24 protein-coding genes are annotated in these 24,096 nt (G+C 72.6%); 9 read left to right on the plus strand and 15 right to left on the minus strand.

Annotated elements, in window-relative coordinates; translation table 11 throughout:
- Both FKD65_RS17715 and FKD65_RS17720 read right to left on the minus strand, forming a co-directional pair.
- Positions 1-1,026: a sulfotransferase gene (locus FKD65_RS17715; protein WP_141578536.1), complete on the minus strand. Its 1,026-nt coding sequence runs from the start codon at positions 1,024-1,026 to the stop codon at positions 1-3.
- 86 nt (positions 1,027-1,112) lie between these two features.
- Positions 1,113-1,664, minus strand: a complete 552-nt coding sequence (locus tag FKD65_RS17720) for an RNA polymerase sigma factor (protein WP_141578537.1) — start codon at positions 1,662-1,664, stop codon at positions 1,113-1,115.
- A 52-nt stretch (positions 1,665-1,716) separates the two neighbouring features.
- Here FKD65_RS17720 and FKD65_RS17725 point away from each other — a divergent pair, with 52 nt between their 5' ends.
- Together FKD65_RS17725 and FKD65_RS17730 are read left to right on the plus strand one after the other, a co-directional pair.
- Complete coding sequence (locus FKD65_RS17725; protein WP_240810208.1) at positions 1,717-3,741, plus strand: serine/threonine-protein kinase; 2,025 nt, start codon at positions 1,717-1,719, stop codon at positions 3,739-3,741.
- A gap of 179 nt (positions 3,742-3,920) precedes the next feature.
- Positions 3,921-4,508 (plus strand): PadR family transcriptional regulator, encoded by a 588-nt coding sequence (locus tag FKD65_RS17730; protein WP_141578538.1) that lies wholly within the window; start codon positions 3,921-3,923, stop codon positions 4,506-4,508.
- Positions 4,509-4,559: 51 nt separating this feature from the next.
- On the opposite strand, the gene FKD65_RS17735 is transcribed toward FKD65_RS17730, so the two are convergent.
- From FKD65_RS17735 to FKD65_RS17745, 3 genes are all read right to left on the minus strand, one after another.
- On the minus strand, positions 4,560-5,423 hold the full coding sequence (locus FKD65_RS17735; RefSeq protein ID WP_141578539.1) for a hypothetical protein: 864 nt from the start codon (positions 5,421-5,423) through the stop codon (positions 4,560-4,562).
- Positions 5,424-6,278: 855 nt separating this feature from the next.
- Positions 6,279-7,100: a trehalose-phosphatase gene (otsB, locus tag FKD65_RS17740; protein ID WP_168221082.1), complete on the minus strand. Its 822-nt coding sequence runs from the start codon at positions 7,098-7,100 to the stop codon at positions 6,279-6,281.
- Between the two features lie 19 nt (positions 7,101-7,119).
- The gene (locus tag FKD65_RS17745) at positions 7,120-7,458 is read right to left on the minus strand and encodes a DUF3263 domain-containing protein (RefSeq protein ID WP_141578540.1); all 339 of its coding nucleotides are present in this window, start codon (positions 7,456-7,458) and stop codon (positions 7,120-7,122) included.
- 335 nt (positions 7,459-7,793) lie between these two features.
- Between FKD65_RS17745 and FKD65_RS17750 the strand changes: the two genes are divergently transcribed.
- Positions 7,794-8,408: a MarR family winged helix-turn-helix transcriptional regulator gene (locus tag FKD65_RS17750; protein WP_141578541.1), complete on the plus strand. Its 615-nt coding sequence runs from the start codon at positions 7,794-7,796 to the stop codon at positions 8,406-8,408.
- Positions 8,409-8,509: 101 nt separating this feature from the next.
- On the opposite strand, the gene FKD65_RS17755 is transcribed toward FKD65_RS17750, so the two are convergent.
- The 6 genes from FKD65_RS17755 to FKD65_RS17780 form a co-directional block, all read right to left on the minus strand.
- Positions 8,510-8,806 (minus strand): SHOCT domain-containing protein, encoded by a 297-nt coding sequence (locus FKD65_RS17755; protein ID WP_205718695.1) that lies wholly within the window; start codon positions 8,804-8,806, stop codon positions 8,510-8,512.
- Between the two features lie 120 nt (positions 8,807-8,926).
- Complete coding sequence (locus FKD65_RS17760; RefSeq protein WP_141578542.1) at positions 8,927-11,137, minus strand: S8 family serine peptidase; 2,211 nt, start codon at positions 11,135-11,137, stop codon at positions 8,927-8,929.
- A gap of 190 nt (positions 11,138-11,327) precedes the next feature.
- Complete coding sequence (locus FKD65_RS17765) at positions 11,328-12,992, minus strand: cation acetate symporter (protein WP_141578543.1); 1,665 nt, start codon at positions 12,990-12,992, stop codon at positions 11,328-11,330.
- Positions 12,989-13,276 (minus strand): DUF485 domain-containing protein, encoded by a 288-nt coding sequence (locus tag FKD65_RS17770; RefSeq protein ID WP_141578544.1) that lies wholly within the window; start codon positions 13,274-13,276, stop codon positions 12,989-12,991. Before FKD65_RS17770 ends, FKD65_RS17765 begins: the two co-directional genes overlap by 4 nt.
- A 183-nt stretch (positions 13,277-13,459) precedes the next feature.
- Positions 13,460-13,744 carry a GlsB/YeaQ/YmgE family stress response membrane protein gene (locus FKD65_RS17775; RefSeq protein WP_141578545.1) on the minus strand — a complete coding sequence of 95 codons (285 nt, stop codon included), beginning with the start codon at positions 13,742-13,744 and terminating at the stop codon, positions 13,460-13,462.
- A gap of 39 nt (positions 13,745-13,783) precedes the next feature.
- Positions 13,784-14,449, minus strand: a complete 666-nt coding sequence (locus FKD65_RS17780) for a TetR/AcrR family transcriptional regulator (protein ID WP_141578546.1) — start codon at positions 14,447-14,449, stop codon at positions 13,784-13,786.
- A 183-nt stretch (positions 14,450-14,632) separates the two neighbouring features.
- Here FKD65_RS17780 and FKD65_RS17785 point away from each other — a divergent pair, with 183 nt between their 5' ends.
- Complete coding sequence (locus tag FKD65_RS17785) at positions 14,633-15,835, plus strand: FAD-binding oxidoreductase (protein WP_141578547.1); 1,203 nt, start codon at positions 14,633-14,635, stop codon at positions 15,833-15,835.
- A gap of 8 nt (positions 15,836-15,843) precedes the next feature.
- On the opposite strand, the gene FKD65_RS17790 is transcribed toward FKD65_RS17785, so the two are convergent.
- Positions 15,844-17,142: a cytochrome P450 gene (locus FKD65_RS17790; RefSeq protein WP_168221083.1), complete on the minus strand. Its 1,299-nt coding sequence runs from the start codon at positions 17,140-17,142 to the stop codon at positions 15,844-15,846.
- A gap of 125 nt (positions 17,143-17,267) precedes the next feature.
- Here FKD65_RS17790 and FKD65_RS17795 point away from each other — a divergent pair, with 125 nt between their 5' ends.
- Together FKD65_RS17795 and FKD65_RS17800 are read left to right on the plus strand one after the other, a co-directional pair.
- Positions 17,268-18,392, plus strand: coding sequence for a serine hydrolase (locus FKD65_RS17795; RefSeq protein WP_141578549.1), 1,125 nt, complete (start codon positions 17,268-17,270; stop codon positions 18,390-18,392).
- Positions 18,393-18,630: 238 nt separating this feature from the next.
- The gene (locus FKD65_RS17800; protein WP_141578550.1) at positions 18,631-19,068 is read left to right on the plus strand and encodes a peptidase inhibitor family I36 protein; all 438 of its coding nucleotides are present in this window, start codon (positions 18,631-18,633) and stop codon (positions 19,066-19,068) included.
- Positions 19,069-19,252: 184 nt separating this feature from the next.
- Here FKD65_RS17800 and FKD65_RS44305 read toward each other — a convergent pair whose 3' ends face one another.
- Both FKD65_RS44305 and FKD65_RS17810 read right to left on the minus strand, forming a co-directional pair.
- Positions 19,253-20,362, minus strand: coding sequence for a CU044_5270 family protein (locus FKD65_RS44305; RefSeq protein ID WP_168221084.1), 1,110 nt, complete (start codon positions 20,360-20,362; stop codon positions 19,253-19,255).
- A gap of 3 nt (positions 20,363-20,365) precedes the next feature.
- Entirely contained in the window at positions 20,366-20,965 is a 600-nt protein-coding gene (locus FKD65_RS17810) for an RNA polymerase sigma factor (protein ID WP_141578551.1), read from the minus strand.
- A gap of 451 nt (positions 20,966-21,416) precedes the next feature.
- On the opposite strand from FKD65_RS17810, the gene FKD65_RS17815 reads away from it, so the two are divergent.
- Genes FKD65_RS17815 through FKD65_RS17825 form a run of 3 tightly spaced genes read left to right on the plus strand, consistent with a single transcriptional unit; the run spans position 21,417 to position 23,224 of the window.
- Entirely contained in the window at positions 21,417-21,833 is a 417-nt protein-coding gene (locus tag FKD65_RS17815; RefSeq protein WP_141578552.1) for a hypothetical protein, read from the plus strand.
- Positions 21,823-22,731 (plus strand): pentapeptide repeat-containing protein, encoded by a 909-nt coding sequence (locus FKD65_RS17820; RefSeq protein ID WP_141578553.1) that lies wholly within the window; start codon positions 21,823-21,825, stop codon positions 22,729-22,731. Before FKD65_RS17815 ends, FKD65_RS17820 begins: the two co-directional genes overlap by 11 nt.
- Positions 22,732-22,765: 34 nt before the next feature.
- Entirely contained in the window at positions 22,766-23,224 is a 459-nt protein-coding gene (locus FKD65_RS17825) for an NUDIX domain-containing protein (protein WP_141578554.1), read from the plus strand.
- 118 nt (positions 23,225-23,342) lie between these two features.
- Here FKD65_RS17825 and FKD65_RS17830 read toward each other — a convergent pair whose 3' ends face one another.
- Positions 23,343-23,969 carry a TetR/AcrR family transcriptional regulator gene (locus FKD65_RS17830; protein WP_141578555.1) on the minus strand — a complete coding sequence of 209 codons (627 nt, stop codon included), beginning with the start codon at positions 23,967-23,969 and terminating at the stop codon, positions 23,343-23,345.
- Positions 23,970-24,096 lie beyond the last annotated feature (127 nt).

The raw sequence follows: 24,096 nt of genomic DNA on the forward strand, positions 1-24,096 counted from the left end.
TCAGGGGGCGGTGCCGGCGGATTGTTCGGCGGGCAGGAGGCACTCGACGGGGTTCGGTTCGTGGTGCTGGCGCCAGCGTTCGCGCAGGGCGGCCTTGCTCTGCGCCATGCGGCGGTGGGCGGCGGTGCGGGTGAAGCGGGCGAGGTGGGACGCGGCCGGCTTCGGCAGGCCGCTCGGCTCGTAGCCGTACTCGGCGAGCCGCTCGCCGAACGCGGCCTCGGCGAGGCTGATCTCCCAGGCGTCGAGGCGTTCGGCCCAGGAGCCGACGCGGTTGGTGGTGACGGCGTCGTGCGTCCGTCCGTGCCATTTCTTGCTGGACGGGACGATCCGCTTCGCGAGGCTCTCCTGGTGGACCATGGCGGGGTCGAAGTCCTCGCCGAGGAACCCGCAGAGCCGGGTCAGCTCGTCGGCGGGGTCGGCGACGAGCCGCTCGTACTGGAGTTCGTAGTAGGAGTCCGGGCCGAGACGCTCGGCGAGCCGGCGGCCGCGGTCGATCGTCTCCCGCCAGGCGGAGATCGCGTGGTGGACGTCGGCGTCGAACCAGGGCATCTCCATGAGCGACGCGACGCAGTCCCGGCCGTCCCGGACGAGGTGGACGAACTGGGCGTCGGGAAACATCCGCAACAGCGGCCCGACGTGCTGGGAGTAGCTCGGCCGCTTGTCGCCCCAGCGGGGCTTGCCGTGCAGCCGGGCGTAGGCGCGGAAGACGGTGCCGACGGCGGAGCCGAGCGTCGGCGGGCCGTTGACGATCTCGTCGACGAGCGCGTCCGCGTCCATGCCGAGCGCCCCCACCTTGGTGGACCGCTCCTTGGTGATCCACTCGGCGAGCTTCCGCCTGTTCTCACTCTCCCTGAGGTCACCGAAGTCGCACCGCGCCGTGTAGACGGGCAGGACGAACCTGGTCTCCGCCGGGATCGCGATGCGGGCGTGCGAGTGCAGCATCAGCCGCAGCAGCGTCGTGCCCGAGCGGGGGCAGCCGAAGACGAAGATCGGGCGTTCTTGACGGAGGGCCGGTCCAGGTGACATGCACGCATGCTGGTCCAGGGGCCCGTCGGGAGCCCCGGCTATGCACGCACCGTTGCCCTCCGCTTACCCAGCTTTGACGGGCGCCGTCACGTGTAGGACTCGCCGAGCGTCTGCCTGACCTGCTTGCGCGCCTCGTGGATGCGGGACTTGACCGTGCCGAGCGGGAGCTTGAGCTGCTCGGCGATCTCCGCGTACTCCAGCTGCGAGACGTCCCGCAGCACGAGGGCCTGGATGAGGTCGGGCTTGCGGGCCTCCAGGTCCTCCATGGCGTCGAGGATGTCGACCCGGGACCCGGCGATGACGCTGGTCCGGCGCGGGTCGGGGCGCTGCTGCGGGAGTTCGCCCGCCTGCTCGACCGAGCGCCGCTTCAGCGACCGGTAGGTGGAGCGGGCGGAGTTGGCGACGACGACGTGCAGCCAGGTGCTGAAACGCGACCGGCCCTCGAACCGGTGGATGTTCCGCGCGACCTGGAGCAGCGCGTCCTGGCATGCCTCCTCGGCGTCCTGCCGGCAGGGCAGGAACCGGGAGCTGTGCCGCAGCACGTCCGGCTCGATCCTGCGGAGGAGCTCGTTGAGGGCACCCTGGTCGCCCTGCGCGGCCTTGACCGCCAGCTCCTCGGTCCTCTCGTCGAATGCCATGCCGCCTCAATGCTCGTTCGCGTGCTCACCCCGTTGTTGGGATGATACGGGAGTGTCTTTCCCACCATCAGTTGGCCGTTACCGGATCGATCGCGTCCTGGGTTCGGGGGCGTTCGCCTCTGTATGGCTGGGTCACGACGACGCCCTCGAGTCGCAGGTCGCGATAAAGGTCCTGAACGGCAGCCTGATCGACGATCTGGACGTGCGCAACAGGTTCCTCGAGGAGGCCCGGATCCTGCGCCGCGCCGACTCGGAGCGACTCGTCCGCGTCCACGACATCGGCGAGCTCCCTGACGGGCGCCCCTACTTCGTGATGTCGTACGCGGACCTCGGAACGCTCGGCGATCGAATGCGTGAACGGCCACTTCCGGTCAGCGAGGCCGTGGCGCTCGCCGAACAGATCGCCTACGGCGTCGAGGTGATCAACACGCTGGGCGTCATCCACCGCGACCTGAAGCCGTCCAACGTGCTCTTCCAGTCGACGCCGGACGGCGGCGAGAAGCTGCTCATCGCCGACCTCGGCCTCGCCAAGGCGCTCGCCCACGCGTCCGGGGCGTTCACCCTCCCGGTCGGCACCCCCGGCTACATGTCGCCCGAGCAGGCGCGGTTCGGCGGCGGGCTGGACGTCCGCGCCGACGTGTACGGCCTGGGCGCGCTGACATACCACATGCTCACCGGGCGGGCCCCGGGCCCGGCGCCGGTCAAGAAAGCGCCGAGCGAGCTGCGCGAGGGGCTGTCCCCCGCGTTCGACCAGGTGATCCTGCGGGCGCTGGAGGTCGAGCGGGAGAAGCGGTGGCCGACCGCCGAGGCGTTCGCGGAGGCGCTGTCCACGCTGCGGCCGACGTCCGGGCAGGCCGCGGCGCCCGGCGCGGCGCCGGCGTCCGCTTCGCCGCAGGTCGACGCGGACGCGACCGTCCAGGACTTCTACCACGAGGGCCTCCAGGCCCAGCAACCGCGGCCGGTCCCGCAGCAGCCCGGCCCGGCGCCGCGGCCCGGTCCCGCCCGGGGCGCCCCGGCGGGCCAGGGCGCCCCGGCGGGCCAGGGCGCTCCGGCGGAGATGCGGACGCGGCTCGACCAGGCCGGTGAGGACGACCTCCACACGTCCGAGATGCGCGTGCCGCCGCCCGCTCCGTCCTCCGACGAGGTGACGGTCGTCGACCGGCCCGGCGGGCGCTCCACCCCGTTCGGGCAGGCGGAGCAGCCCACCGCCCCGGACAACGACAACGACCGGACGATCGCCTACCGGCCCCCGCCCCAGCCGCAGGCGCAGCCGCCGGACGAGGGCAAGACGGCCGTGTTCCAGCCCCAGCAGCCGCCGCAGAACGCCGGCCCGATGCAGCAGATGGGGCCCGGCGGCCAGCAGCCTTACGGGCCGCCTCCCACCGGCTTCCAGCCTCCCCCGCCAGGGCCGGTCCAGGGCGGCGGGCAGGGCGGGCCGCGGGGCGGCGGCGCGCCGAGGAAGTTCGTCACGCCGCTGATCATCACGGCGGTCGTGCTGGTGGTCGCGGTGGTCGGCGGGCTGGCGCTCGGCATGATGTTCTCCGGCGGCGACGACGGCGGGAAGGGCAAGGACGGCAAGAAGAAGGCGCCGGCGATCCCGAAGGACTTCGTCGCGGTCTCCGACGGCGCGGGCAAGATCAAGACCGCGGTGCCGAAGGCGTGGCCGAAGCAGCAGGAGGAGACCTGGACGCCCTCGGCCGTCGGCCTCACCGACGGCCAGGCGCGGCCGGTGCTGCGCGCGACCCCCGACAAGGCCGCGTTCATTGGCAACGGCAAGGGCCCCGGCGTGTTCGTCGGCGTGACCACCGACCTGCGTCCCGGGCAGCTCCCGCCGCCGAGCGCCGCCGTCCACCCGCAGTGCACGAAGGCCGCGCCGGAGAACTACACCACACCGGACGGCGCCCTCAGCGGGACGATCACCCGCTTCACCGCGTGCAAGACCGGCACGCCGTCGGTCACCGAGGTCGGCCTCAAGGACAAGGCCGGCAAGTTCGGCCTGTGGATCCGCGTCAAGGAGGCCGACGACCGCGACGCCACCAAGGACATCCTCGACAACCTGAAGGTCACCGCGCCCTGACCCCGTCCTGACCGGTACCACGAGAGCGCGCATCCAGGCGCGGAGCACCTCTGCTCCGCGCCTGGTCTCGTTCAGGGCGGGCATGGCCCGGAGTGATTCACGTCACATTTGTTGTATCGCGACAGGTTACCGATATATCGTTGAGGCATCGCAACCGATCACTAGTTAAGGAGACTGCGATGCACGAGCACACGATGAGAGGACGCGGCGGCTTCCGAGGCCCCAAGGAGCGGGGGCGCCGCGGCGACCCCTTCGGCCCGTGGGGACCCGGCGGCCCCGGCTTCGGTCCCGGCCACCGCGGGCGCGGCGGACGCGGGCGGCGCACCCGGCGCGGCAACGTCCGGGCGGCGCTGCTCGCCCTGCTGGCCGAGCGGGCGATGCACGGCTACGAGATGATCCAGGAGCTGGACGGCCGCACCGGCGGCGTCTGGCGGCCGAGCCCCGGCTCGGTCTACCCGACCCTCCAGATGCTGGAGGACGAGGGCCTGGTCAGCAGCGAGGAGGAGGGCGGCAAGCGGCTGTTCTCCCTCACCGACGCGGGCCGCGAGGAGGCTTCGGCGCAGACCACGGCCCCCTGGGACGAGGTCACCGAGGCCGCCGGCGAGAACGTCATGCGCGGACGCGAGGCCATCGGGCAGCTGATGGGAGCCCTTCAGCAGGTGATGGCCGTGGGCAGCGAGGCGCAGAAGGCGCGCGCGCTGGACGTGGTCAACGACGCCCGCCGCCGCCTCTACGGGATCCTCGCCGATGACCCCGAGGCCGAGTGACCCCGGGGAACGACGACCGGAACCGCCGTGGCCCACCGGGCCACGGCGGTTTCACTTCCCGTTCGGGAAGGGCGCCTGCTTGGCCAGCTGGTCGGCCATGTAGAGCTGCTTCCACACGTACAGGCCCATGTCCGCGCGCCTGACGCGCCGGTCGACCGGAACGTCCACCGTCGCGCGGACCAGGTACGCCGCGCCGGGCGGGAGGTACTTGTCGCCGCCGTCCCCCGCGACCAGCGCGCCGCCCGCGAGCCGCCGCACGACCTGGCTGTTGGTCGGCGGCGTGCACATCGTCTCGGGGACGCCCGCCTGCGGCATGCAGCGTCCGCGCGCCTGCGGCGTGACGAGGTCGCGCCGCACGAACACGTCGCCCGGGAAGTCGAGCAGGACCCTCTCGCCGGTCGGGTTGGAGAGGATGTACTCGATGTAGGGGAACGACGTCCCGGACGGCGGCGTGGACTGGAACGACGTCACCACCCCGTCGCTGATGCCGGACGTCACCGCGGCGATCCTGTACCTGGCCCCGTCTGCGGTGCCGATCGTGATGGGCGGGCCCGCGGGGGGCAGTTCGGCGGCGCCCGGCGCCCGCTCCCCGGCCGCGGGCGCGGCCGTCGTGCCGCCCTCGTCGCCGGAGCCGGGCGTCAGCACGAGCCCGATCGTGACCAGTCCCGCGAGGACGAGCACGCCCGCCGCGACCAGTCCGCTGCGGCGTCCCTTGCGCCGCCGCTCCCGGCGCTCGCGCTCACGCTCCCGCGACCCGAGCCGCACCTGGATGCCGCTGGTCTCGCGGACGCCCATCGGCCCCGCCGCCGACCATTCCTCACGTTCGGAGTAGGCGTCCTGCGCCTCGGGCACGGCTGCCCACTCGGACCCGCCGAGCGTCGGCTCGGGACGCGACCGCGGCGGCGTCCCCCACACGCGCGGCGGCTCCTGCCCACCGCCCGCAGCCGGACCCACAGGCTCGGTCGGCGCCCCTCGACCGGACGGCACTCCCCGACCGGCTGATGCCCCCGGCCCGGTCGGGACGCCCCGGCGGGACGGTAGACCCTGGCCGGCCGGGAGCCCCCGGCCGTTCGTTGCCCCCGGCGCACTCGGTAGGCCCTGGCCGGGCGTTGCTCCCTGACCGGGCGTGACGCCCTGGCGGGTCGTCGTCCCCGGGACGCTCGGTAGGCCCTGACCGACCGGTGCTCCCAGACCGCCCGGTGCCGCCGGCCCAGTCACGGTCGGTCCAGTCAAAGACGGGCCGGTCACAGACGGACCGCTCACAGACGGACCGCTCACAGACGGACCGGGCGCGGGCGGTGGGCCCTGGCGGGGTGGTGCGGCCTGGCTGAACGGCGCGACCGGCGCGACCGGGATGGGCTGCGAGGTCGAGGCGGACGGTGCGTTGTGGACGATCGGACGCGTCGGCGCGTCCGGCGGGATCGGGGCGCCCGGCGGCACCGGGGGCTCCGGAGGCCGGACGGGCGTGCCCTCCCGGGGCGTGGCCCTCGGGATGCCCTGGGACGGCGTATGCCTGATGTCGCCCGGACGGCGCGGAAGTCCCGGCTCCGTGTCCACCGTCTAGCCTCCCGATGTCCGTCGCGCGGCTCCCCCGTGAACCGCAGTCCCCACAATTCACCATATTTTGGCCTAATTAGACCCTGGTTCCACAACGGCCCCCGGAGTCTCGCGAGATACGACAACTCGGCGCGGCGTTCTTATCACCTCGCCAACAACTAGTCCGCCCCCGCGACCCGGATGGGACGCGGGGGCGGGGCGGACGGAGACGGGTCAGGAGAGGGAGTCGGCCAGCGAGCCGATGAGGTCGACCACGCCGGCGGGGCCGTCGACCACGAGGTCCGCCCGTTCGGCGAGCGCGGTGACCTCGGTCGAGCCGCTGCACACCAGGACGCCGGGCACGCCCTCGGCGCGCAGCGCGTCGACGGCGTCGAACGCGGCGAGGTCGCCGAGGTCGTCCCCGGCGAACAGCACGGCGGAGGGGCGGGTCGCGCGGTCGTCCAGGAACGAGCGCAGCGCCTTCCCCTTGTCCATGCCGTGCGGGCGGAGTTCGAGGACGTAGCGCCCGGGCTCCACCGACAGCCCGGTCCGCTCGGCGAGCGCGGCGAGGACGCCGCGCAGCCGGTCGAGCGCGACCTGCGGTTCGGCGCACCGCCGGGTGTGGACGGCGAGCGCCTGCCCCTTGTCCTCGACGAACGTCTCGGGCGGGGCGCCTGCGGCGGCGAGGACGCCGGGCAGCTTCGCGCGGGCCTCGGCGACGCCCGGCGGCGGCTCCGGCACGGTCAGCGTGCCGGACTCCCAGCGTTCGAGGCCGTACTGCCCGAGGACGACGAGCCCGTCGATGCCCTCGAAGCCGCCGTACTCCACGGCCACGGCGGCGGGACGTCCGGTCACGATCAGCAGCGAGCCGACCAGCGGGGCCAGCCGGGCCAGGGCCGGCGCGGCGTCCGGATGGGCCCTGGCCGAGGCCGGATCGTCGACGATCGGCGCCAGGGTGCCGTCGAAGTCGAAACCGAGCACGGCCCCGGTCGGGTTCTCACGGATGGCGTCGAGGCCGTCGGTACCGGCGGCCGTCACAGAGCGGGGAGAGTTCACGTGACCAGTGTTGGTCAGGTCAGGGCCGGATGCCGAGCCGCCGCGCGGCGCGGCTGCGTTGCCGCTGTGTCCGCATCCGGCGCAGGCGCTTGACGAGCATCGGGTCGCACTCCAGCGCCTCGGGCCGGTCGATCAGGATGTTCAGGAGCTGGTAGTACCGCGTCGCCGACATCTCGAACGTCTCGCGGATGGCCTGCTCCTTGGCGCCGGCGTACTTCCACCACTGCCGCTCGAAGGCGAGGATCCGGCGGTCGCGCTCGGACAGCCCGCCGGCGCGGAACGCGGCGTCGTCGGCCCCGTCCTCCGCCTCGGCGGCGCCCGGTTCGGTCAGAGGTCGCGGGGGTTGGCCTTCGTCCATGGTTCGGTCCTGCGGGGGGACGTCACCGCGGGGGTCACCGGGGGCGTTCGCCGCTCGCATCAGATCCCCTCTGTGGTTACTGATCCCGGGTCGTCCGGGTTCGGGCGGGAGCCATGCTACGCGTCCGGGCCGACAAGTTCCGGCGGTTCCCCGTGATCGGACGCCGGTGGTTCAGTGCATCACATCCCCGTTCACCTGGGGCTCTTTCGCGTCGTGTGTCTCATCGGCACCACCGGCGCGGCGTGCCGCCAAAAACATGCACTCTACATCCGTTAGAGTGGATGATCCGTAGCGTCCGGCGCCTCTGGACGGCGTCCATGGAACGGAGACCTTGCATGGCGACGGAGACCTCCGCCACGGGACGGACCGCCGAGCGGGACGCGCCCCGGGACGGGAGCCTTCCCGAACCGCCCGCCGACGGCGTGCTCACCGAGATCGCGACCGCGCTGTTCCATCTGCGCCGCGTCTGGGCCAAGCCCGACCTCGTCAAGCGCGTCCGCGCCCAGACGTCCGGCGCGACGGACGGCCGCCCGCTCCAGCTGTCGAACCTGATGGTGGTGAACGCGGTCGCCGCCCTGACCGAATGCGGGCCCGCGGACGAACCGTCCTGCGAGGCCACGGTCGGCGCGGTCGCCGAACGGCTGGAGGTCGACCCGTCCACGGCCAGCCGCCTCGTCGGGCACGCCATCGACGCCGGCCTGGTCTCGCGCCGCCCGTCCCCCGTGGACGCGCGCCGCGCCAACCTCGGGCTGACCGAGGCCGGGCGGCGCGTGAAGCAGGTCTCCGACCGGTTCCGCCGCGCCTACCTCGACGAGCTGATGACCGGCTGGTCCGAGCGGGAGCGGACCGAGTTCGCGCGCCTGCTCACCCGCTTCGCCGACGCCGCCGTCCAGGCACCGATGTACCCGGACGGGATCGGCCGCATCTTCGAAGAGGCCGCGGCCGACTGACCGCCGCCCGGAGCGGAGCGCCGACCTCACTTGAATCCCCGCGCGAGTGGCCCCGCAAGGGGGCAGTGCGGGGGCGGCCCCCGCACTGGCTCCGGACCGGCTCAGGCGCTGTTGCGGAGGGCTGACATACGGGTGTGGTACTCGTCCTCGTCGATCTCGCCGCGGGCGAACCGCTCGGCGAGCACCGACCGCGCGTTGGTCATGGGGTCGGCGGCCGCCCTGGCCGCCGCGGCGCCGTCGTGCATCCGGCGGCGGATGAAGTAGAAGGCGGTCCCGATCACCGCCAGCCAGAACAGGCCGAACATGACCGGGAAGACCGGCCAGAAGGCGGGGGCGTCCCCGTCGTTCCAGCCGCCCGGGTGCATCGCGGCCGCCTGCGTCACCAGTGTCGTAACCATCGTTCATCGACCCTTCCTGTGTTCGGATACGTCGATGCTCGGCGACGGGTACGGGGGCCCGCATCGCCTGGCCGGAGGCACTCGCGCTACGCCCGCCGGAGTACCGCGCTCACCGCCGGCTCACCACCAGGGCGGCCGGTAGTCCTCGTCGTCGGCGGGGCGCGGCGGCTTGGAGTGCCGCCCGCGCGGCTCGTCGTCGGCCTGGCCCGGCGGCGGGACGGGCCCGTCCCGCGGTCCGGGGTCGGCCGGGTCGGGCGGCGGGACATCGGAGAACCCGCCGAAGGGCCCCTCGTCCACGGGAGGTACCGGCGGGGGCGGCGGTTCTTCCGGCGGTTCCGGGGATACCGCGGCGAGCGGAGCCGTCGTCCCCGTCTCGGGGAGGTCCGGCGTCTCGAGCGCACCCCGGCGGAAGGCCTCCCACGCGTCGTCGTCGAGGACGGACGGCTCGTCGCGGCCCGAGCCGTTGAGGCCCGAGCCGTTCAGGCCCGCTCCGTTGTGCCCGTTGGGGGCGTTGTGCCCGTTGGGGGCGTCATGCCCGTTGAGGGCGTCGTGCCCGTTCCCGTTGACGGCGTCGTGCCCGCCCCGCGCCCCGTGCCCGCCCGCCGCGAACTCGCCGGGCATGAACGGGCGCAGCTCGCCCGGCATGATCGGGGGCTGCTTCGGCTCGATCGGCGGCGGAAGCCGTCCGTCCCAGCCGGAGGGCGGCGCCAGCTCGGCGAACCCGGCGTCCGGGTGCGCGAAGGAGCCGGGCTCGGGGTCGGCCTGGGGGGCGTCCCAGAGCGGGGCGTCAAGCGGCACGGGTTCCTGGGGCAGGGCCTCCTGCGGCGGGGCCTCGGCGGGGAAGGCGGGCGCCTGGTAGACCTCGTTGCTCTGGAAGAGCGGCGAGCTGACCGGCGCGACCGCCGGCGCCTCGTACGCGCCGGCGGGCACGGGCGGCACGGCGGCCACGGGTTCGCGCGGCGCCGCCGGGGCGGACGGCAGGCCGTAGTCGGCGACGGCGTCGGCGTCCCCGTCGTCCTCCTCCGGACGGCGCCGCTGCCGCCAGCCGAGGACGAGGCCGAGGGCGACCAGCACCCCGCCGCCGCCGAGGACGAGCGGGAAGAGGAAGCCGGAGTCGCGGCCGACCGGCTGCGCGGCGGGCTGCGGGGTCGAGGGCGGGGGCGGCGGCGTCTCGACCGGCCCGCTGGAGGTCTTGTTGATCTGGTTGGCGGCCACGAGGGTCCGCACCGCGTCGACCGTCCCGCGGCATTCGGTCGAGCCGGTGGGGTGGCCGGCCCGTGCGGGCGAGCCCTCGATGAGCGCCCGCCTGACCTCCGCCGGGCTGAGCTTGGGGTAGCGGGAGCGGACGAGCGCGGCGACCCCGGCGACCATCGCGGACGAGGCGCTGGTGCCCGTCCCGACGACATAGCCGTTGCTGGCGTCCGCGCTGACGATCTCGACGCCGGGCGCGCAGACCGCGGCGCCCGAGCGCCGGTTGCTGTCCTTCCACAGGCGCAGGCGGCGGTCGAGCGCGCCGACGGCGATCACGCCCGGGTAGGCGGCGGGGAAGTTCTTGCGGTTCGCGCCGGAGCCGTCGTTGCCCGCCGAGGCGATGAGCACGACGCCCTTGGAGAGCGCGTACCGGATCGCCTTCTCCTGCGAGGGCGTGCCGTTGTAGGACTGGCGGCCCCCGCCGAGCGACATGTTGATGATGCCGGCGCCGCGGTCGACGGCGTACCTGATGCCCTGGGCGACGGCGTCGCGGTCGCCGCCGGCGCCCGGCTGCGGCCCGCTGTCGCGGCGCAGCGGGTCGTCGTTCTCCAGCGTGACCCGGATGGACAGGACGTTGCTGAGCGGCGCGACGCCCATCATGCCCTGCGACAGCCCTGGGCCGTGGCCGTGCCCGGCGATGATGCTGGCCATGGACGTCCCGTGCAGGCCCCAGTAGCGGCTGCCGGGACGCCGCACGCCGCCGGTGAGGTCGGGGCCGGTGACGACGCGGCCGGTGAGGTCGGGGTGGCGCCTGTCGACTCCGGTGTCGAGGACGGCGACCGTGACGCCGCGCCCCCTGGAGTAGCGCCACGCCTTCTGGGCGCGCAGGACGTCGAGGTGCCACTCGCGGGAGCGGATCTGGTCGGTCGGCGCGTTCAGCAGCGACCCGGCGACGGCTCCGGCGGACGCCCCGCGCACGGTCTGCCCCTTGGCCGGCACGCCGGAGACGATCGCCGCGGGCACCGCCACGGCCGCGCCGAGCGTGAGCGCGGTGAGGACCGCGGTCGTCCGGGCGCCGAGCCGGAGCAGTGGCACGGCCGGTCGGGCATGCGCCGGACGGCGCCGACCGGCTTCGGACACGCCGCCCCTCCCTCCGGCAGACCGCCGCGCTTCACGGCGGGTGACATTCTGCCACGCGAACCGCCCCTGGCCCGGGCACTCGGCACATTAGGGCACGGTCCTGGACAGCGCGGATCTTCCCGGATCAGTCTTCCGTACCCACGGGTAATCAAACCGGGCACGGCATGCTAACCCGGACCGACCGTCCAGGTCACTGTGATCCCGCACCCGTCAGGGCCCTCACCGACAGGGCCTCGTAGCGCTCCCCGTCGGCCTTCTCGCGCCCCGCGAAGGTTCCGGCGACCGCGCAGGCGAACCCGATCGGGATCGACACCAGGCCCGGGTTCTCCAGCGGGAACAGGTGGAAGTCGATCCCCGCGGGGAACAGCGACAGGCTGTGCCCCGTGACCGGATCGACCTTGCCGGACACGACGGGCGAGAAGACGACCAGCACCAGCGACGCGACCAGCCCGCCGTAGATGCCCGCGACGACCCCGGCCGAGTTGAACCGGCGCCAGAACAGCGACAGCACGATCGCCGGGACGTTCGCCGAGGCGGCCATCGCGAACGCCAGCGCCACCAGGAACGCCACGTTCAGGTCGCGGGCGACCACCGCCAGGACGATCGCGAGCGAGCCGACGAGGAGCGAGGCGAACCGCGCGACCGCCACCTCCTGCGACTCGCGCGGGCGGCCGAGCATCAGCACCTGGCCGAAGTAGTCGTGCGCCAGCGACGTGGACGAGGCCAGGACGAGCCCGGACACCACCGCCAGGATCGTCGCGAACGCCACCGCCCCGATGAACGCCAGCAGGACGTCGCCGCCGGCGCGTCCGCCGACGTGCTCGCCGACGGCCCGCGCGAGCTGCGGCACCGCGGTGTTGCCCGACGGGTCCTGGGCGACGATCGCGGACCGTCCGACCAGGGCCGCCGCGCCGAAGCCGAGCGCGAGCGTCATCAGGTAGAAGACGCCGACGAGGCCGATCGCCCACGACACCGACTTGCGGGCGGCGCGCCCGTCCGGGACGGCGAAGAAGCGCGCGACGACGTGGGGCAGCCCCACCGTGCCGAGCACGAGGGCGAGCGCGAGGCTGATGAAGTCGAGCTTGTTGACCACCGTGCGGTAGGTGTCGCCCGGGACGTCCCGCCCGTACTGGAGCCCGGGGCGCAGGAACGCCTCGCCCTTCCCGCTCGCGTCGGCGGCCGACCCGAGCATCGCGCCGGGGTCGAACCCGAACCTGGCGAGCACCAGCCCCGCCAGGACCGCCGCGCCGGCCATCAGCAGCCCGGTCTTGATGATCTGCACCCAGGTCGTGGCCTTCATCCCGCCGAACGCCACGTAGAGGATCATCAGCGCGCCCACCACCACGATCGTGGCGGTCTCGGCGGTGCCCGCGTCCATCCCGAGGAACCGCTCCCCGCGGTGGATGCCGAGCAGCAGGGAGACCAGCGCCCCGGCCCCGACCATCTGCGCGAGCAGGTAGAACACCGACACGGTCACGGTGGACACTGCGGCGGCCCGCCGCACCGGCGCCTGCCGCCGCACCCGGTGCGCCAGCACGTCCCCCATCGTGAACCGGCCCGCGTTGCGGACCATCTCGACCAGCAGCAGCGCGAGCAGCCACGCCACCAGGAACCCGATCGAGTACAGGAACCCGTCGTAGCCGTTCAGCGCGATGATCCCGGCGATGCCGAGGAAGGACGCGGCCGACATGTAGTCGCCGGCGAGGGCGACCCCGTTCTGCGGTCCGGTGAACGTCCGGCCGCCCGCGTAGAAGTCGTCGGCGCCGCGCGTGGTCGCCCGCGCCCACACCGTGATCGCCAGCGTGATCAGGATGAAGGCCAGGAACAGGCCGAACGTCAGGGCGGGCCCGGTCACCGCGGCTCACCGGCCAGCGGGTCGAGCCGGCGGCGGGCGTAGGCCAGGTATCCCCACGTCAGCCCGAATGTCGAGACGAACTGCAGCAGCCCGAGCAGCAGCGCGACGTTGACGTTCCCGGCGACGGTCCGCCCCATGAAGCCGCGGGCGAAGGCGGCGAGCCCGACGAAGACGAGATACCACCCGAGGAATCCGGCCGTGACCACGACCACCGCCCGCCGGAAGCGCCTCCGCAGCAGCAGGAACCTGTCTTGCCCCGCGACGGACGCGGCTCTCCCCGCCATCGGTCTCCCCCCGACCTGTCGTTACTCTCCGTATCCTTTCAATCGCCCTATGAGATCAAAGTTTCGCCTGCCGCAAGCGCCGTTTGACCAGATCTGTATGGCGCGCGGCCGGAGACGGCCAAAGGCCGCCGCGGGACGGCGACGTATCACGATCGCCCAGGTCAGGCGGGGAAGCGGAGTGCGTCAGCGTTCGTAGCGGCGGCCGCCGCGCCCACGCCTGATGGCGGCGACGATCGCGACGCCGATCACCGCGAGCCCGATCTGGAAGACCAGTTCGATCCAGTCGATCCCGTTGGTGGTGGCCACCCCGACCTGCTGCGCGATGGCCGTCCCGATGAGGGCGGCGACGATGCCGACGATCACGGTCAGGAGGCAGCCGATGGGCTGGCGGCCGGGCAGCAGAAACCGGCCGAGCGCCCCGATGATCGCCCCGATGACGATCGCGGTGACGATGCCTGTGATGTTCATGCTCTGCCTGTGCCCATTCCGGCAGAGCCGTCACCTGCACTAACGGTCCCCCATGGACCGCAGGTCGTCGAAGGTCAGCGCCGGGCCGCCGAGCTCTTCCGGGCCGGCGCGGCGGCCGGTGTCTCCGGGGCGCCCGGCCCGCAGGCCGTCGATGATGAGGTCGAGGTGCCGGTGCGCCAGGGCCTCGGCCGTCTCGCGCGGCAGCGGGCCCGGCAGCGGGCGCGACAGCCGCACGAGCAGCATCCCGATGTCACCGTGCGTGACGTCCGGCCGCAGGTCGCCGTCCTTCTGGGCGGTGGCGACGAGTTCCCGCATGACGGTGACGCCGTCGTCGCGGGCGGCGACGATCTCTTCGTCGTCGAACGGGATCTGCTCCAGCAGGACGGGGAACACGGCGCCGATGCGGATGTCCAGGACGCGGTGCATGTAGCGGACGAGGGCGGCGAAGGCGGTCGGTTCGTCGTCCCGCGCGCGCTTGACCTCGTCTCTGGTGCGCTCGAGGGCGTCCAAGGCGACGGCCTTCGTCAGCGCCTGCCGGTCGGGAAAGCGCCGGTAGAGCGTGGCGATGCCCGTGCCCGCGCGCCGGGAGACCTCCTCCAGCGGCGCGCCCGGCCCCTGCTCGACGAACACCTCGCGGGCGGCGGCGAGGATCCGCTCGCGGTTGTCCCGCGCGTCGGCCCGCAGCGGCCGCTGCTTCGCACCCATGAGACCAGCTTAGTGGAGGAGCAGCCTCCGATTCCCCTGGTCGCGATTACTCGCCACCAGGAGCGAGGTCTGTGACTTCGACCGTGGAGACGCCGAACCGGTCCGGAGGTAAGTGGAGACATTTCCTCCGCGCAGTGTTACCGTGCGAGTAAGTGGAGAAAAATCCTCCGAAAGGAAGACGTCATGGACACCGCCCTCCGCACCCGCGCCGCCGAGCCGCAGACCGTCCAGCCGCAGACCGACGAGCCGCAGACCGTCGACGCCGCCGGCCCCGCCGACGTCCGCGCCGCGATCCTCGCCTCCCGCGAGCGCGGCGTCCCGCTGACCGTCCAGGCCACCGGGCACGGCACGGTCGTCCAGCCGGACGAGGGACTCCTGCTGAGGACGTCCCGCATGTCGCGCGTGCTGGTCGACCCGTCCCGCCGGATCGCGCGCGCCGAGGCCGGCGCCCGCTGGAGCGACGTGATCGCCGCCGCGGCGCCGCTCGGCCTGTCGCCGCTGTCGGGCTCGCACGCCTCCGTCGGCGTGACCGGCTACACCCTCGGGGGCGGCGTCGGCTGGCTGTCGCGCCGCTTCGGATTCGCCGCCGACCACCTGCTGCGCGCCGAGCTCGTCACCGCAGACGGCCGGCACCTCACCGCCGACGCGGGCCACCACCCCGACCTGTTCTGGGCGCTGCGCGGCGGCAGCGGCAACTTCGGCGTGGTCACGTCGCTGGAGTTCCGGCTGCACCCCGTCTCGACGGTCTACGCGGGCGTCGCACTGTTCCCGGCCGAGCGGGCCACCGACGTGCTCACCCGCTTCCGGGACGGGGCGCCCGCGCGTCCCGACTCGCTCACGGTCTCGGTGGCGGTGACGAACCACGCGCACTACGGACGGGTCGTCGCAGTCCGCGGCGTCTACGCGGGAACCGCGTCGGACGGCGCGCGCGCTTTGCGTTCTCTACTGGAGGCCTCGGGCCCCTCGCTTCACGACGATTTCCGGGCGATGCCCTACGCCGAGACCGAGTCCCTGGGCGGAACGGCGCCCCTGCACTTCCACCTGTACGCCGACCTGCCCGACACCCTCATCTCCGCGATCGCCCATAGCGGCGCATCCGGGATCGAGGTCCGGCACTGGGGCGGCGCCATGGCCCGCCCCGCACCGGACGCCGGCCCGGTGGGGCACCGGGACGTCCCGTTCTCCCTCACCATCGACGGCTCCGCGGCCGACGCCGCACCGTTCGCCGCCCACGCGACCGGCGGCTCGTTCCTGAACTTCCTGCACGACACGTCCAGGACGGCCGCCGCCTACACGCCGGAGAACCTCCGGCGGCTGCGCGAGGTCAAGCGGGCCTACGACCCGCAGAACGTGTTCCACCGCAACCACAACATCCGCCCCGCCTGAGGGAGCGGCTACCTCCGGATGACCCGCATCGGCACGACCCCGGCAGGACGGAACGTGATCTCCGCCCGGCTGGACACGGCCACACCCGGCACCAGGTCGAGCCGGTGCGTGCGGGCGATGGTGGCCAGCACCAGGGTCGCTTCCAGCATCGCGAAGCCGGCGCCCACGCAGATGCGGCGTCCGCCGCCGAACGGCAGGTACGCGTACCGGTGGTGTTTCTGCCCGCTCATGAAGCGCTCGGGCTGGAAGCCCTCCGGATTGGGCCACACGTCGGCGTTGCGATGGATCAGGTAGGGCGGCACGGCGACCGTCGAACCGGCCGGCACCTCGACCCCGTCGACGACGTCGTCCTCCAGGGCATCGCGCTCGATGGTCCAGGCGGGCGGGCAGAGCCGCATGGCCTCCGACAGGACGGCCTTCGTCCACGGCAGCCGGTCGACGTCCTCCGCCTTCGGCTCCCCGCCGCCGAGGACCTCGTCCACCTCGTCCTCCAGGCGGTCCCGGGCCGCCGGGTACTTCGACAGGAGCACGAACGTCCAGGCGAGGGAGGCCGCCGTGGTCTCATGCCCCGCCAGCAGCAGGGTCAGGACCTCGTCGCGCAGCTCCGCCTCGTTGAACCGGCCGCTCTCCTCTAGGAGGCGCAGCAGTTCGCCACCGGACGAGCCCCCGACGACCCGTTGCACCATCCCGTCGAGGTACTCCAGGGCGCTCCCCAGTCTCGGCACCCGCTGATAGACCGATCGCTTGGCGGTCGCCCCTGGCATGAAGGTCCCGACCACGGCGCCGCGTTGGAGCGCCTCCAGCGCCTGCCCCGTTCTCTCGGCCTCCCCTTCAAGCTGGCTTCCGAACAGGGCCCGCCCCACGATGCCCAACGTGAGCCGACGCAACTCCCCCGCCGCGTCCAGCACCACCCCGTCAGGCCAGCGTCCGACCGCCTGGGCGGCCGTGTCGACCATCTGAGGCGCGAACCCGACCATGTGCCTGTGCGCGAAGACCGGCTGCACCACCCGCCGGTGCTGCCGCCAGGTTTCGCCCTCGCTCGTCAGGAGCCCGTCCCCGAGGACGGCGCGGAGCGGCCGGTACGTGAAGGCTTTGACGTAGTTGTCCTGGTTCGCGACCAGGATCCGTTCGGCGTGTTCGGGACGCGACAGCAGGAAGAACGCGCGGTTCCGTCCGAACGGCACCCGGACGGCGTCCCCGTACCGTCTGGCGAGCGCGCCGTAGGTGTCGAGCGGGTTCCAGGCCATCCGCCCCCACCACCGGAAAGCCTCGACCGCCCCTGGCCCCTGCGCACCCCGTTCGCCCATGCCTCCAACCGTAGGAAGCGCCTCTGATCCACGACAACCCATGGGGGCTCCCTATTGCGGGTGAGGGGGCGGATGGCTCACGCGCTCGATGCGCGTTCGGCCCGCCGCTTCCTATCGTCCCGTCCATGATCAGAAGAAACGCGGTACGCGCGACGGCGGTCGTCCTGGCGCTGGCGGCGACGGCCTCGGCCGTGCCCGCGCAGGCGGACGGCCCCACCCGGCTGAGGCAGGTCGTGGAGAGGCTCAGCGGTCCGGACGGCGCTCCCGGGGCGCTCGCGCGGTTCGACGACCGGCACGGCCGCCGGACCGCCACCGGCGGGGTCGCGGACATCCGGACGGGCGCGCCGGTGGACCCCCGCAGCCGCTTCCGGATCGGCAGCCTGACCAAGCCGTTCGTCGCGACCGTCGTCCTCCAGCTCGCCGGCGAAGGCCGCGTCGAGCTGGACGCGCCGGTCGAGCGCTACCTGCCCGGCGTGGTGCGCGGCGCGGCGGGCGACGGGGAGATCACCGTCCGCCAGCTGCTCCAGCACACCAGCGGCCTGCCGGACGTCCTGAAGTACATGTCGCCGCTGGAGATCCTCAACGACCCGCTGCGGCACTGGGAGGCGCGCGATCTGGTGGACATCGCCCTGCCCCACCGGCGGGAGTTCGAGCCGGGCCGGGGCTGGGGCTACTCCAACACCAACTACCTGCTGGCCGGGATGGTCATCGAGCGCGTGACCGGGCATCCCTACGGCCAGGAGATCCGCCGCCGGGTGATCCGTCCGCTCGGACTGCACGACACCTCCGTCCCGACGGACGCGCCGGACATCCCTGGCCCGCACCCTCACGGCTACGTACGGCCGGAGTCCGAACTGGTGGACATCACCCTCCTCAACCCGACCGTGGGAGGAGCCGCAGGCGGGATGATCTCCAGCGCCTCGGACCTCGACCGCTTCATGGCGGCCCTCCTTCGAGGACGCCTGCTGAGGCCGGCCCAGATGCGAGAGATGCTGACGCCGCGCTCCACTGGCAGGGCCTCGGGCTCCAAGTACGGGCTGGGGCTGGAGTGGATCCCCGTGGACGACCCTTCCACCTGCGAAGACGGCTTCTGGGGGCACGACGGCGACATGCTCGGCTTCAGCGTCCGCACTGGCGCGACCATGGACGGCAGGCAGGCGACCGTCATGGTCAACCTGAACCCGGGCGGCGGCCCCGCACTGGACGACGCGATGGAGAGCGCCCTCCCCGAGATCCTGTGCGGCACCTGACCTTCCGTCACCATCCTGAAGGCCGTGAAGCTACGCACAGTGAGGCGCAGCGCGAACGCCCGCCGCCTCACTCCGCCTATCAGGTAGCGCACCCACCAGCAAAGGGCAACTGTGAGTAGTCGCCTGACCGCATAAGGACACCGTTTCAATCTGGCGCCCTATTCACTCTCCGTGCAACGGTAATCGCGCGGCGTCACTCCCGCCGCAACTCCAGTCAGACGAAACGGAGATCCCCCCAATGGCGAATTGGAAAGCGCGCCTGCTGGTATCGGCGACCGCCCTGGCCGCCTGCGCGACCGTGACCGGCCCCGCGGTCTCGGCGGCCGCGCAGGCCGCCATCGTCCCGGCCGGCTCGGCCGCGGCGGACCTGCCGCCCGGCGTCGTCCAGCTCAACGACGGCGAGGACTGCCCTCCGGTCACCCTCTGCCTCTACCGGGACTACGGCCGGCAGGGGCCGGCCTACGGCATCGGCGCCGGCTACAAGGTCGACCTCAAGCAGCTGCCCATGGGCGACGGTACGGCCGCCAACAACGTGTCCTCCTGGGTCAACCACGCTCGCACCGTGGCGGTACTGATCGACGCGGATGAGGGCAGGGCCCGTCCGCTGTTCCCCGGTCAGCCGCTGGAGGAGCCGGAGGCCACGAACGACACCGTCGACCTGGTCGACTGGGCCTGACCCACGTCACCGCTCCCGAACCGCCGTCCGGCCGGCCTCCCCACCCGGCCGGACGGCCCTCGGCCCACCCCGATCACGGTGGCGCCTTCGGCACGGCTTGCAAGCCGCCCTGTCGGCTCGCCCCCGCCCTTCGACCGACGAACGGGCACGCGGGCCCCTCCCCCTCCGTGGCCCGCGTGCCCCGCTATTCGGCCCGGTTCTTCGGCAGCCGCGGCAGTTCGCCGCTCCACCCGGACTTCGTGACGGCCGTGTAGGCCAGACGCAGCCGGTGGTCACGGCAGCCCTGGAAGGTCTGCGTCGCCAGCAGCCGGCCTGTCCGCTCGTCCAGGATGATCTGGTTCCGCGTGCCCTCGTGCCCGTCGCAGGAGTTCATCTCGACGCCCCACCCCGCTCGGCCGAGCGGGTCGCGCACCCGGTCGCTGGTCCGGGCCGTCGGCAGGTCGGCCAGCAGCCTGTAGAGCGCGGCCCGCACCTTGGGCGGGGTGGGCAGATCCAGCAGCAGAGTGCTCGCCTGATCGAACAGTGCCGACTGGCGGGCCTCTTCGCCGCCGGAGGCGACGAAGGCGTCCTGCCACCCGTAGAGGACCTCCTTGAGCCGCCCGGGATCGCTGGGCAGGCGCAGGATGTCCTCCACGGACACGGTCTTCGTGCCGACCTTCGGGAAGGGCGCGGGTTCGTCGTCGGAACCGCGGTCCAGGCGCTGGGCGTAGGGCGTCCGCTCCGCGCCGGTCACCTGGTCCATGTATCCGCCACGGCGGCACCCGGGTGGAATGTCCGGAGAGCCCTGGCGGCGCCAGAGGGCCTCGTCGGAGGGCGACACCCACCGTCGCGACTGCCGGTCGACGATCCACCAGCTCGGCTGCCGGGGGGACCTCGCCACCCACCGCTGACTGGTGCAGATCTCCTGGTACCGGAACATGGGAGCGGAGTCGGTGTCATGCTCGGTGACCGACATCTCGCCGACGCCCATGCTCTCGCTCCGGACGTGCCAGTAGCGGCCGTCGGTCTGGGCGGCGTTCTCCGACTCATGGGCCGCGGCCAGCAGGAGGTTCCGGGCTGACGGCCCCGCCTGCTTCTGTCCATCGGGCGACCGGGCGGGCGACACGACCATGACCGCGGCGACTCCGGCCGCCGCCACGCCCGCCGTGAGGCCCAGCACCAAGGGCTTGCGGATCCTCGGGCGCCTTCGTCGCGCCGCCTCCTCCAGCCGCCCCCGCATCCGCGCCGCGGACTCCGGCTCCAGCGGCGCCGGCTGCCGGTAGAACGCCTTGACCGTCTCGAGTTCATCGATCATTGCTCACTCCTTCTCGTTCGAAGCGGGGCCGACCTCGCCGAGCGCCGCGCGGAGCTTCTTCCTGACCCGGTTCAGCCGCGAGCCGACCGTCCCGAACGGGATCCCCAGGGCCGCGGCGACCTCCGCGTGGCTGAGCCCGGCCAGCGCGACGAGCAGCAGGACATCGCGGTCGCGCCGCGGAAGCGTGCTGATCACCTTGGACAGCGAGGGATGGAGGGCGGCCGCGCTGACCTTCTCCGCCACCCGGTCCTCGTGCCCCTCGCCGGCGCACCGGGCGTCGATCCGGGCGAGCGCCCGCAGCTCGCGGATCTCGGCCCGCCGGTGCTTGCCGATGAGCTTCGTGGCGATCCCGAACAGCCAGCCCCGCACCGGAGCGCGGCCCGCGTCGTAGCGGGACCGGTGCCGGAACGCGGCCAGGAACGTCTCGGCGACGACGTCCTCGGCGAGATCCGCGCCGAGCCGGTGGGAGACGTAGCGGTGGATCTCCTCGGCATAGAGGTCGAAGAGCAGCCCGAACCGCTCCGGCTCGTGGCGGGACGATCGGATGATCTCGGCCGGATCGTCCCCGGACTCGGTCCGTCTGGAGCTCGCAACAGGCTCCATGATCATGGGCGGCCTTTCGTAGCGCGAACGTGGTCAACCAGGACTCACCCGAAGCCCCGTTCCGCTTTCACGCCCTCGCCCCCGCCCGCGGCCGACGGTCCCCGGCGGCCGCGTGCAGCGGGACACGAAAACGATCTCCGGCCCGCCGGCGATGACTACCCACGTCCGCCAGAGGGCCGAGGGCGAGAAGCACAAGCCGGTGCGGGGCGAACCGGGACGGCCGCCCGCCCCGTCCCCGCCGCCTACGACTCCTCATCGATCACTGAATGCGGCTGGAGCATTATTCCATTTACGGCTTTTCTACTTTTCTTGCGGATATAAAGGTCGGTCCGACTGGCTGCTGCCAGGCGCGCTCTACTCCCAAATCGAGATCAACCGCAAGTATCGACCGACTTCGGCCGTTCCGCGTCGCGCTCGCCTCCACAATGATCCCGCGCACTACGTTCGGAACATGCTGGTCTGGTGGCAGGCGGTCCTATGGGGCATGGCCGGCGGGGGATGCGTGGAGGCTCTGGAGTTGTACGCCCAGATCCATCGCAGCCGCCGCCGGTGGTCGTGGCGCCGTCCCATTCCCCAGGGTTTGACCGCATTCGCGGTTTCAGTACTGATTCGTTTGGCAGTGGGCGCGGCCGTGGCCGCCGCCCTGGCCGCCAGCGGTCAGGTCTCCGGTCCGCTGGCCGCCTTCGGACTCGGGGTGGCCGCGCCTCTGGTCATCGAAAAACTGGCCCGTCTGGTCCCATTGCAGATCGACGCGCGGTCCGCCTTCGATCCACAGGCGCAAGGGCCGCCCAATTCCGCGGTCCCGGATGCGAACGGCGCCTCCGATCAGCAGCCCCATCCGACACCGGGAGGGGGCTATGCGCAGTGACGGCCGACCGGGACGCCTGATCGGCGCCCTGGCCCGTACCGCGTCCCCGCGGCGCGTTCCCGGACGCGGCATCCGAGACGGCGGCCCTCTCGGCCGCCTGGTCGGCGCCCTGGCCCGGAACGCACCGGCCCCCGAGCCTGCGGACATCGCCCCGTTCGACGCGCTGTCGCCGCTGGAGGAGTTGGACCTGCCCCCGTTCGCGGCGGACCCGTTCGACGCGGACCCCTTCAACTTGGACCCGTTCGACCCGGACCGTCCCGTCGGCGCGGTCCTGCGCCAGGCGAACCTGAGCGCCGAGAAACTCGTCTTCGCGGACCTGGCCCGGTCGGACCTGACGAGCGCGCAACTGACCGCCGCGGACCTCACGGGCGCCCACCTCGTCCGCGCGAACCTGACCCGGGCGGACCTCACACGGGCCTATCTGTTCCGCGCCGACCTGACCCGGGCGCAGATGTTCGGCGCGACCCTCGACGGCGCGGACCTGGTCCGAGCGAACCTGACCCAGACGGATCTGACCAGGGCGAGCCTGGTCGGTGCGGACCTGAGCGGCGCCTACATGATGCAGGCGAACCTGACACGCGCGACCATGACCAAGGCGCGCCTCCGCCGAGCGGATCTGAGCAAGGCCGACATGAGCGAAGCCGACCTCGTCGACGCGGATCTGTCGGGCGCCGATCTGACCAGCGCGAACCTCTCCCACGCGTCCCTGCTCCGGGCACGCTTGACCAGAACCGAACTGCTGTCGGTCCGATGGTCCGAACAGACCGTCTGGCCGGAAGCATGGAGGGACATCGTCCGCCGCCGGTCCCGCCCCATCGGCAGGGGCCAGTGGGTGGTGGTGGGGGCGGAAAGCCCAGACCCGACGACCCTCCCAACGGGCCCGGTCCCGATCGCCTAGGACCTCCCGCACCGCCCCCAGGCACAATGCTCGGGTGACCCGCCCCAGACTCCGCGTCGCCGCCTACGTGATCAGACATCGCGTCGTCCCCGGACTCCTGGTCTTCGACCATGTCGGCATGCCCCAAGCCGGCACCCAGGTTCCCGCCGGCGGCGTGCGGCCCGACGAGGATCTGGTGCAAGCCGTCCTGCGCGAGGTCCTCGAAGAGACCGGCCTGCACACCGCCTCCGTGATCAAGCAGATCAGCGTGGACACCAGGCCCGATCCCGAGACCATGCGCCCGCGAAAGACCACGTACTTCCACCTTCGCGCGCCCGCCGCCACGCCAGACGCATGGACCCATGTCGTCCGCGGCGAGGGGGGCGACACCGGTCTGACCTTCGCTTGCCGTTTCCTGCCGCTCCCCCTGGAGCGACCGCTGGCAGATGAGCAAGACGCCTGGCTGGGCCACATCGATCCGCGATGGACCACCACGACCGGCGACCAGCAGTAGCAGGCCCTTCTCCCCGAAACACCCGAACCGGTTCCGGCGATCCGCGAACATGTCTGGCCGGCGACCCCGGCTGACCGGGCGCTTCCGCAGGTGAGCGGTCCCGCTTCGCGACGAGCCGCTAGTTCACTCTGTGGGACGGCGCCGACGTGAGCGCGTCCCAGGCGGCCATCGCGCAGGTGATGACCGCTTCCAGCTCCTCCCGAGTGGCGCCGTCGCGGGCCTGGATGGACAGGCCCTGCACCACGGTCGTGTAGTAGCGGGCGATGGCGTCGAGGTCGGCCGGAGACACGGCGAGGTCGCCGTCCGCGACACCGCGCCTGAGCCGGTCTTCGACTTCGGCGCGCATGTCGTGCCGGATACCGGCCAGGAACTCCCGGACCTCGTGGTTCTCCACGGCACCGGTCGGCGCGGCGAGGATGAGCATGCAGTAGTGCGGAGCGTCCGAACGGGTGATCTCATCGGCGGTGGCGCGGAGCATCGCGTGGACCGCGGCGCGTGCGGTCGGATGCTCGCGCAGCGCCCGCCTCGGAGGCTCGCCCGAGGTCGCCCCGTAGAGGGCCATGACCTTGCGGAACAGGTCCTCTTTGCTGCCGAAGCAGGCATAGATGCTCGCCGAGGCGATCCCCATGGCCTGGGCCAGGTCCTTGAGCGAGGTGCCCTCGTAGCCCCGTTCCCAGAACACCTCCAGCGCCTGGCGCAGGGCGGTGTCGGGGTCGAACGTGCGCGGCCTGCCGCGACCAGCCATCGGGATGCGTCTCCGTACTTGTTTGTCGTTCGATCAACTTTACCTTGACCCGCCTCGCGGCCCCGTGCCACGATTTGTTTGTCAATCGATAAACAAAGGGGTCCGACCACCGTGAGCCTTCCTTCCA

It is taken from the genome of Actinomadura sp. WMMA1423, from assembly GCF_006547145.1.
Classification (GTDB): Bacteria; Actinomycetota; Actinomycetes; order Streptosporangiales; family Streptosporangiaceae; genus Spirillospora.

Excerpts from the sequence above, each read along its gene's own strand:
- FKD65_RS17790 (WP_168221083.1), bottom strand. The coding sequence starts at position 17,142 with ATGGGCGAACGGGGTGCGCAGGGGCCAGGGGCGGTCGAGGCTTTCCGG.
- FKD65_RS17820 (WP_141578553.1), top strand. The coding sequence starts at position 21,823 with ATGCGCAGTGACGGCCGACCGGGACGCCTGATCGGCGCCCTGGCCCGT.
- FKD65_RS17795 (WP_141578549.1), top strand. The coding sequence starts at position 17,268 with ATGATCAGAAGAAACGCGGTACGCGCGACGGCGGTCGTCCTGGCGCTG.
- FKD65_RS17830 (WP_141578555.1), bottom strand. The coding sequence starts at position 23,969 with ATGGCTGGTCGCGGCAGGCCGCGCACGTTCGACCCCGACACCGCCCTG.
- FKD65_RS17745 (WP_141578540.1), bottom strand. The coding sequence starts at position 7,458 with ATGGACGAAGGCCAACCCCCGCGACCTCTGACCGAACCGGGCGCCGCC.
- FKD65_RS17775 (WP_141578545.1), bottom strand. The coding sequence starts at position 13,744 with ATGAACATCACAGGCATCGTCACCGCGATCGTCATCGGGGCGATCATC.
- FKD65_RS17715 (WP_141578536.1), bottom strand. The coding sequence starts at position 1,026 with ATGTCACCTGGACCGGCCCTCCGTCAAGAACGCCCGATCTTCGTCTTC.
- FKD65_RS17780 (WP_141578546.1), bottom strand. The coding sequence starts at position 14,449 with ATGGGTGCGAAGCAGCGGCCGCTGCGGGCCGACGCGCGGGACAACCGC.
- FKD65_RS17785 (WP_141578547.1), top strand. The coding sequence starts at position 14,633 with ATGGACACCGCCCTCCGCACCCGCGCCGCCGAGCCGCAGACCGTCCAG.
- FKD65_RS17730 (WP_141578538.1), top strand. The coding sequence starts at position 3,921 with ATGCACGAGCACACGATGAGAGGACGCGGCGGCTTCCGAGGCCCCAAG.
- FKD65_RS17810 (WP_141578551.1), bottom strand. The coding sequence starts at position 20,965 with ATGGAGCCTGTTGCGAGCTCCAGACGGACCGAGTCCGGGGACGATCCG.
- FKD65_RS17815 (WP_141578552.1), top strand. The coding sequence starts at position 21,417 with ATGCTGGTCTGGTGGCAGGCGGTCCTATGGGGCATGGCCGGCGGGGGA.
- FKD65_RS17720 (WP_141578537.1), bottom strand. The coding sequence starts at position 1,664 with ATGGCATTCGACGAGAGGACCGAGGAGCTGGCGGTCAAGGCCGCGCAG.
- FKD65_RS17755 (WP_205718695.1), bottom strand. The coding sequence starts at position 8,806 with ATGGTTACGACACTGGTGACGCAGGCGGCCGCGATGCACCCGGGCGGC.
- FKD65_RS17770 (WP_141578544.1), bottom strand. The coding sequence starts at position 13,276 with ATGGCGGGGAGAGCCGCGTCCGTCGCGGGGCAAGACAGGTTCCTGCTG.
- FKD65_RS44305 (WP_168221084.1), bottom strand. The coding sequence starts at position 20,362 with ATGATCGATGAACTCGAGACGGTCAAGGCGTTCTACCGGCAGCCGGCG.
- FKD65_RS17800 (WP_141578550.1), top strand. The coding sequence starts at position 18,631 with ATGGCGAATTGGAAAGCGCGCCTGCTGGTATCGGCGACCGCCCTGGCC.
- FKD65_RS17750 (WP_141578541.1), top strand. The coding sequence starts at position 7,794 with ATGGCGACGGAGACCTCCGCCACGGGACGGACCGCCGAGCGGGACGCG.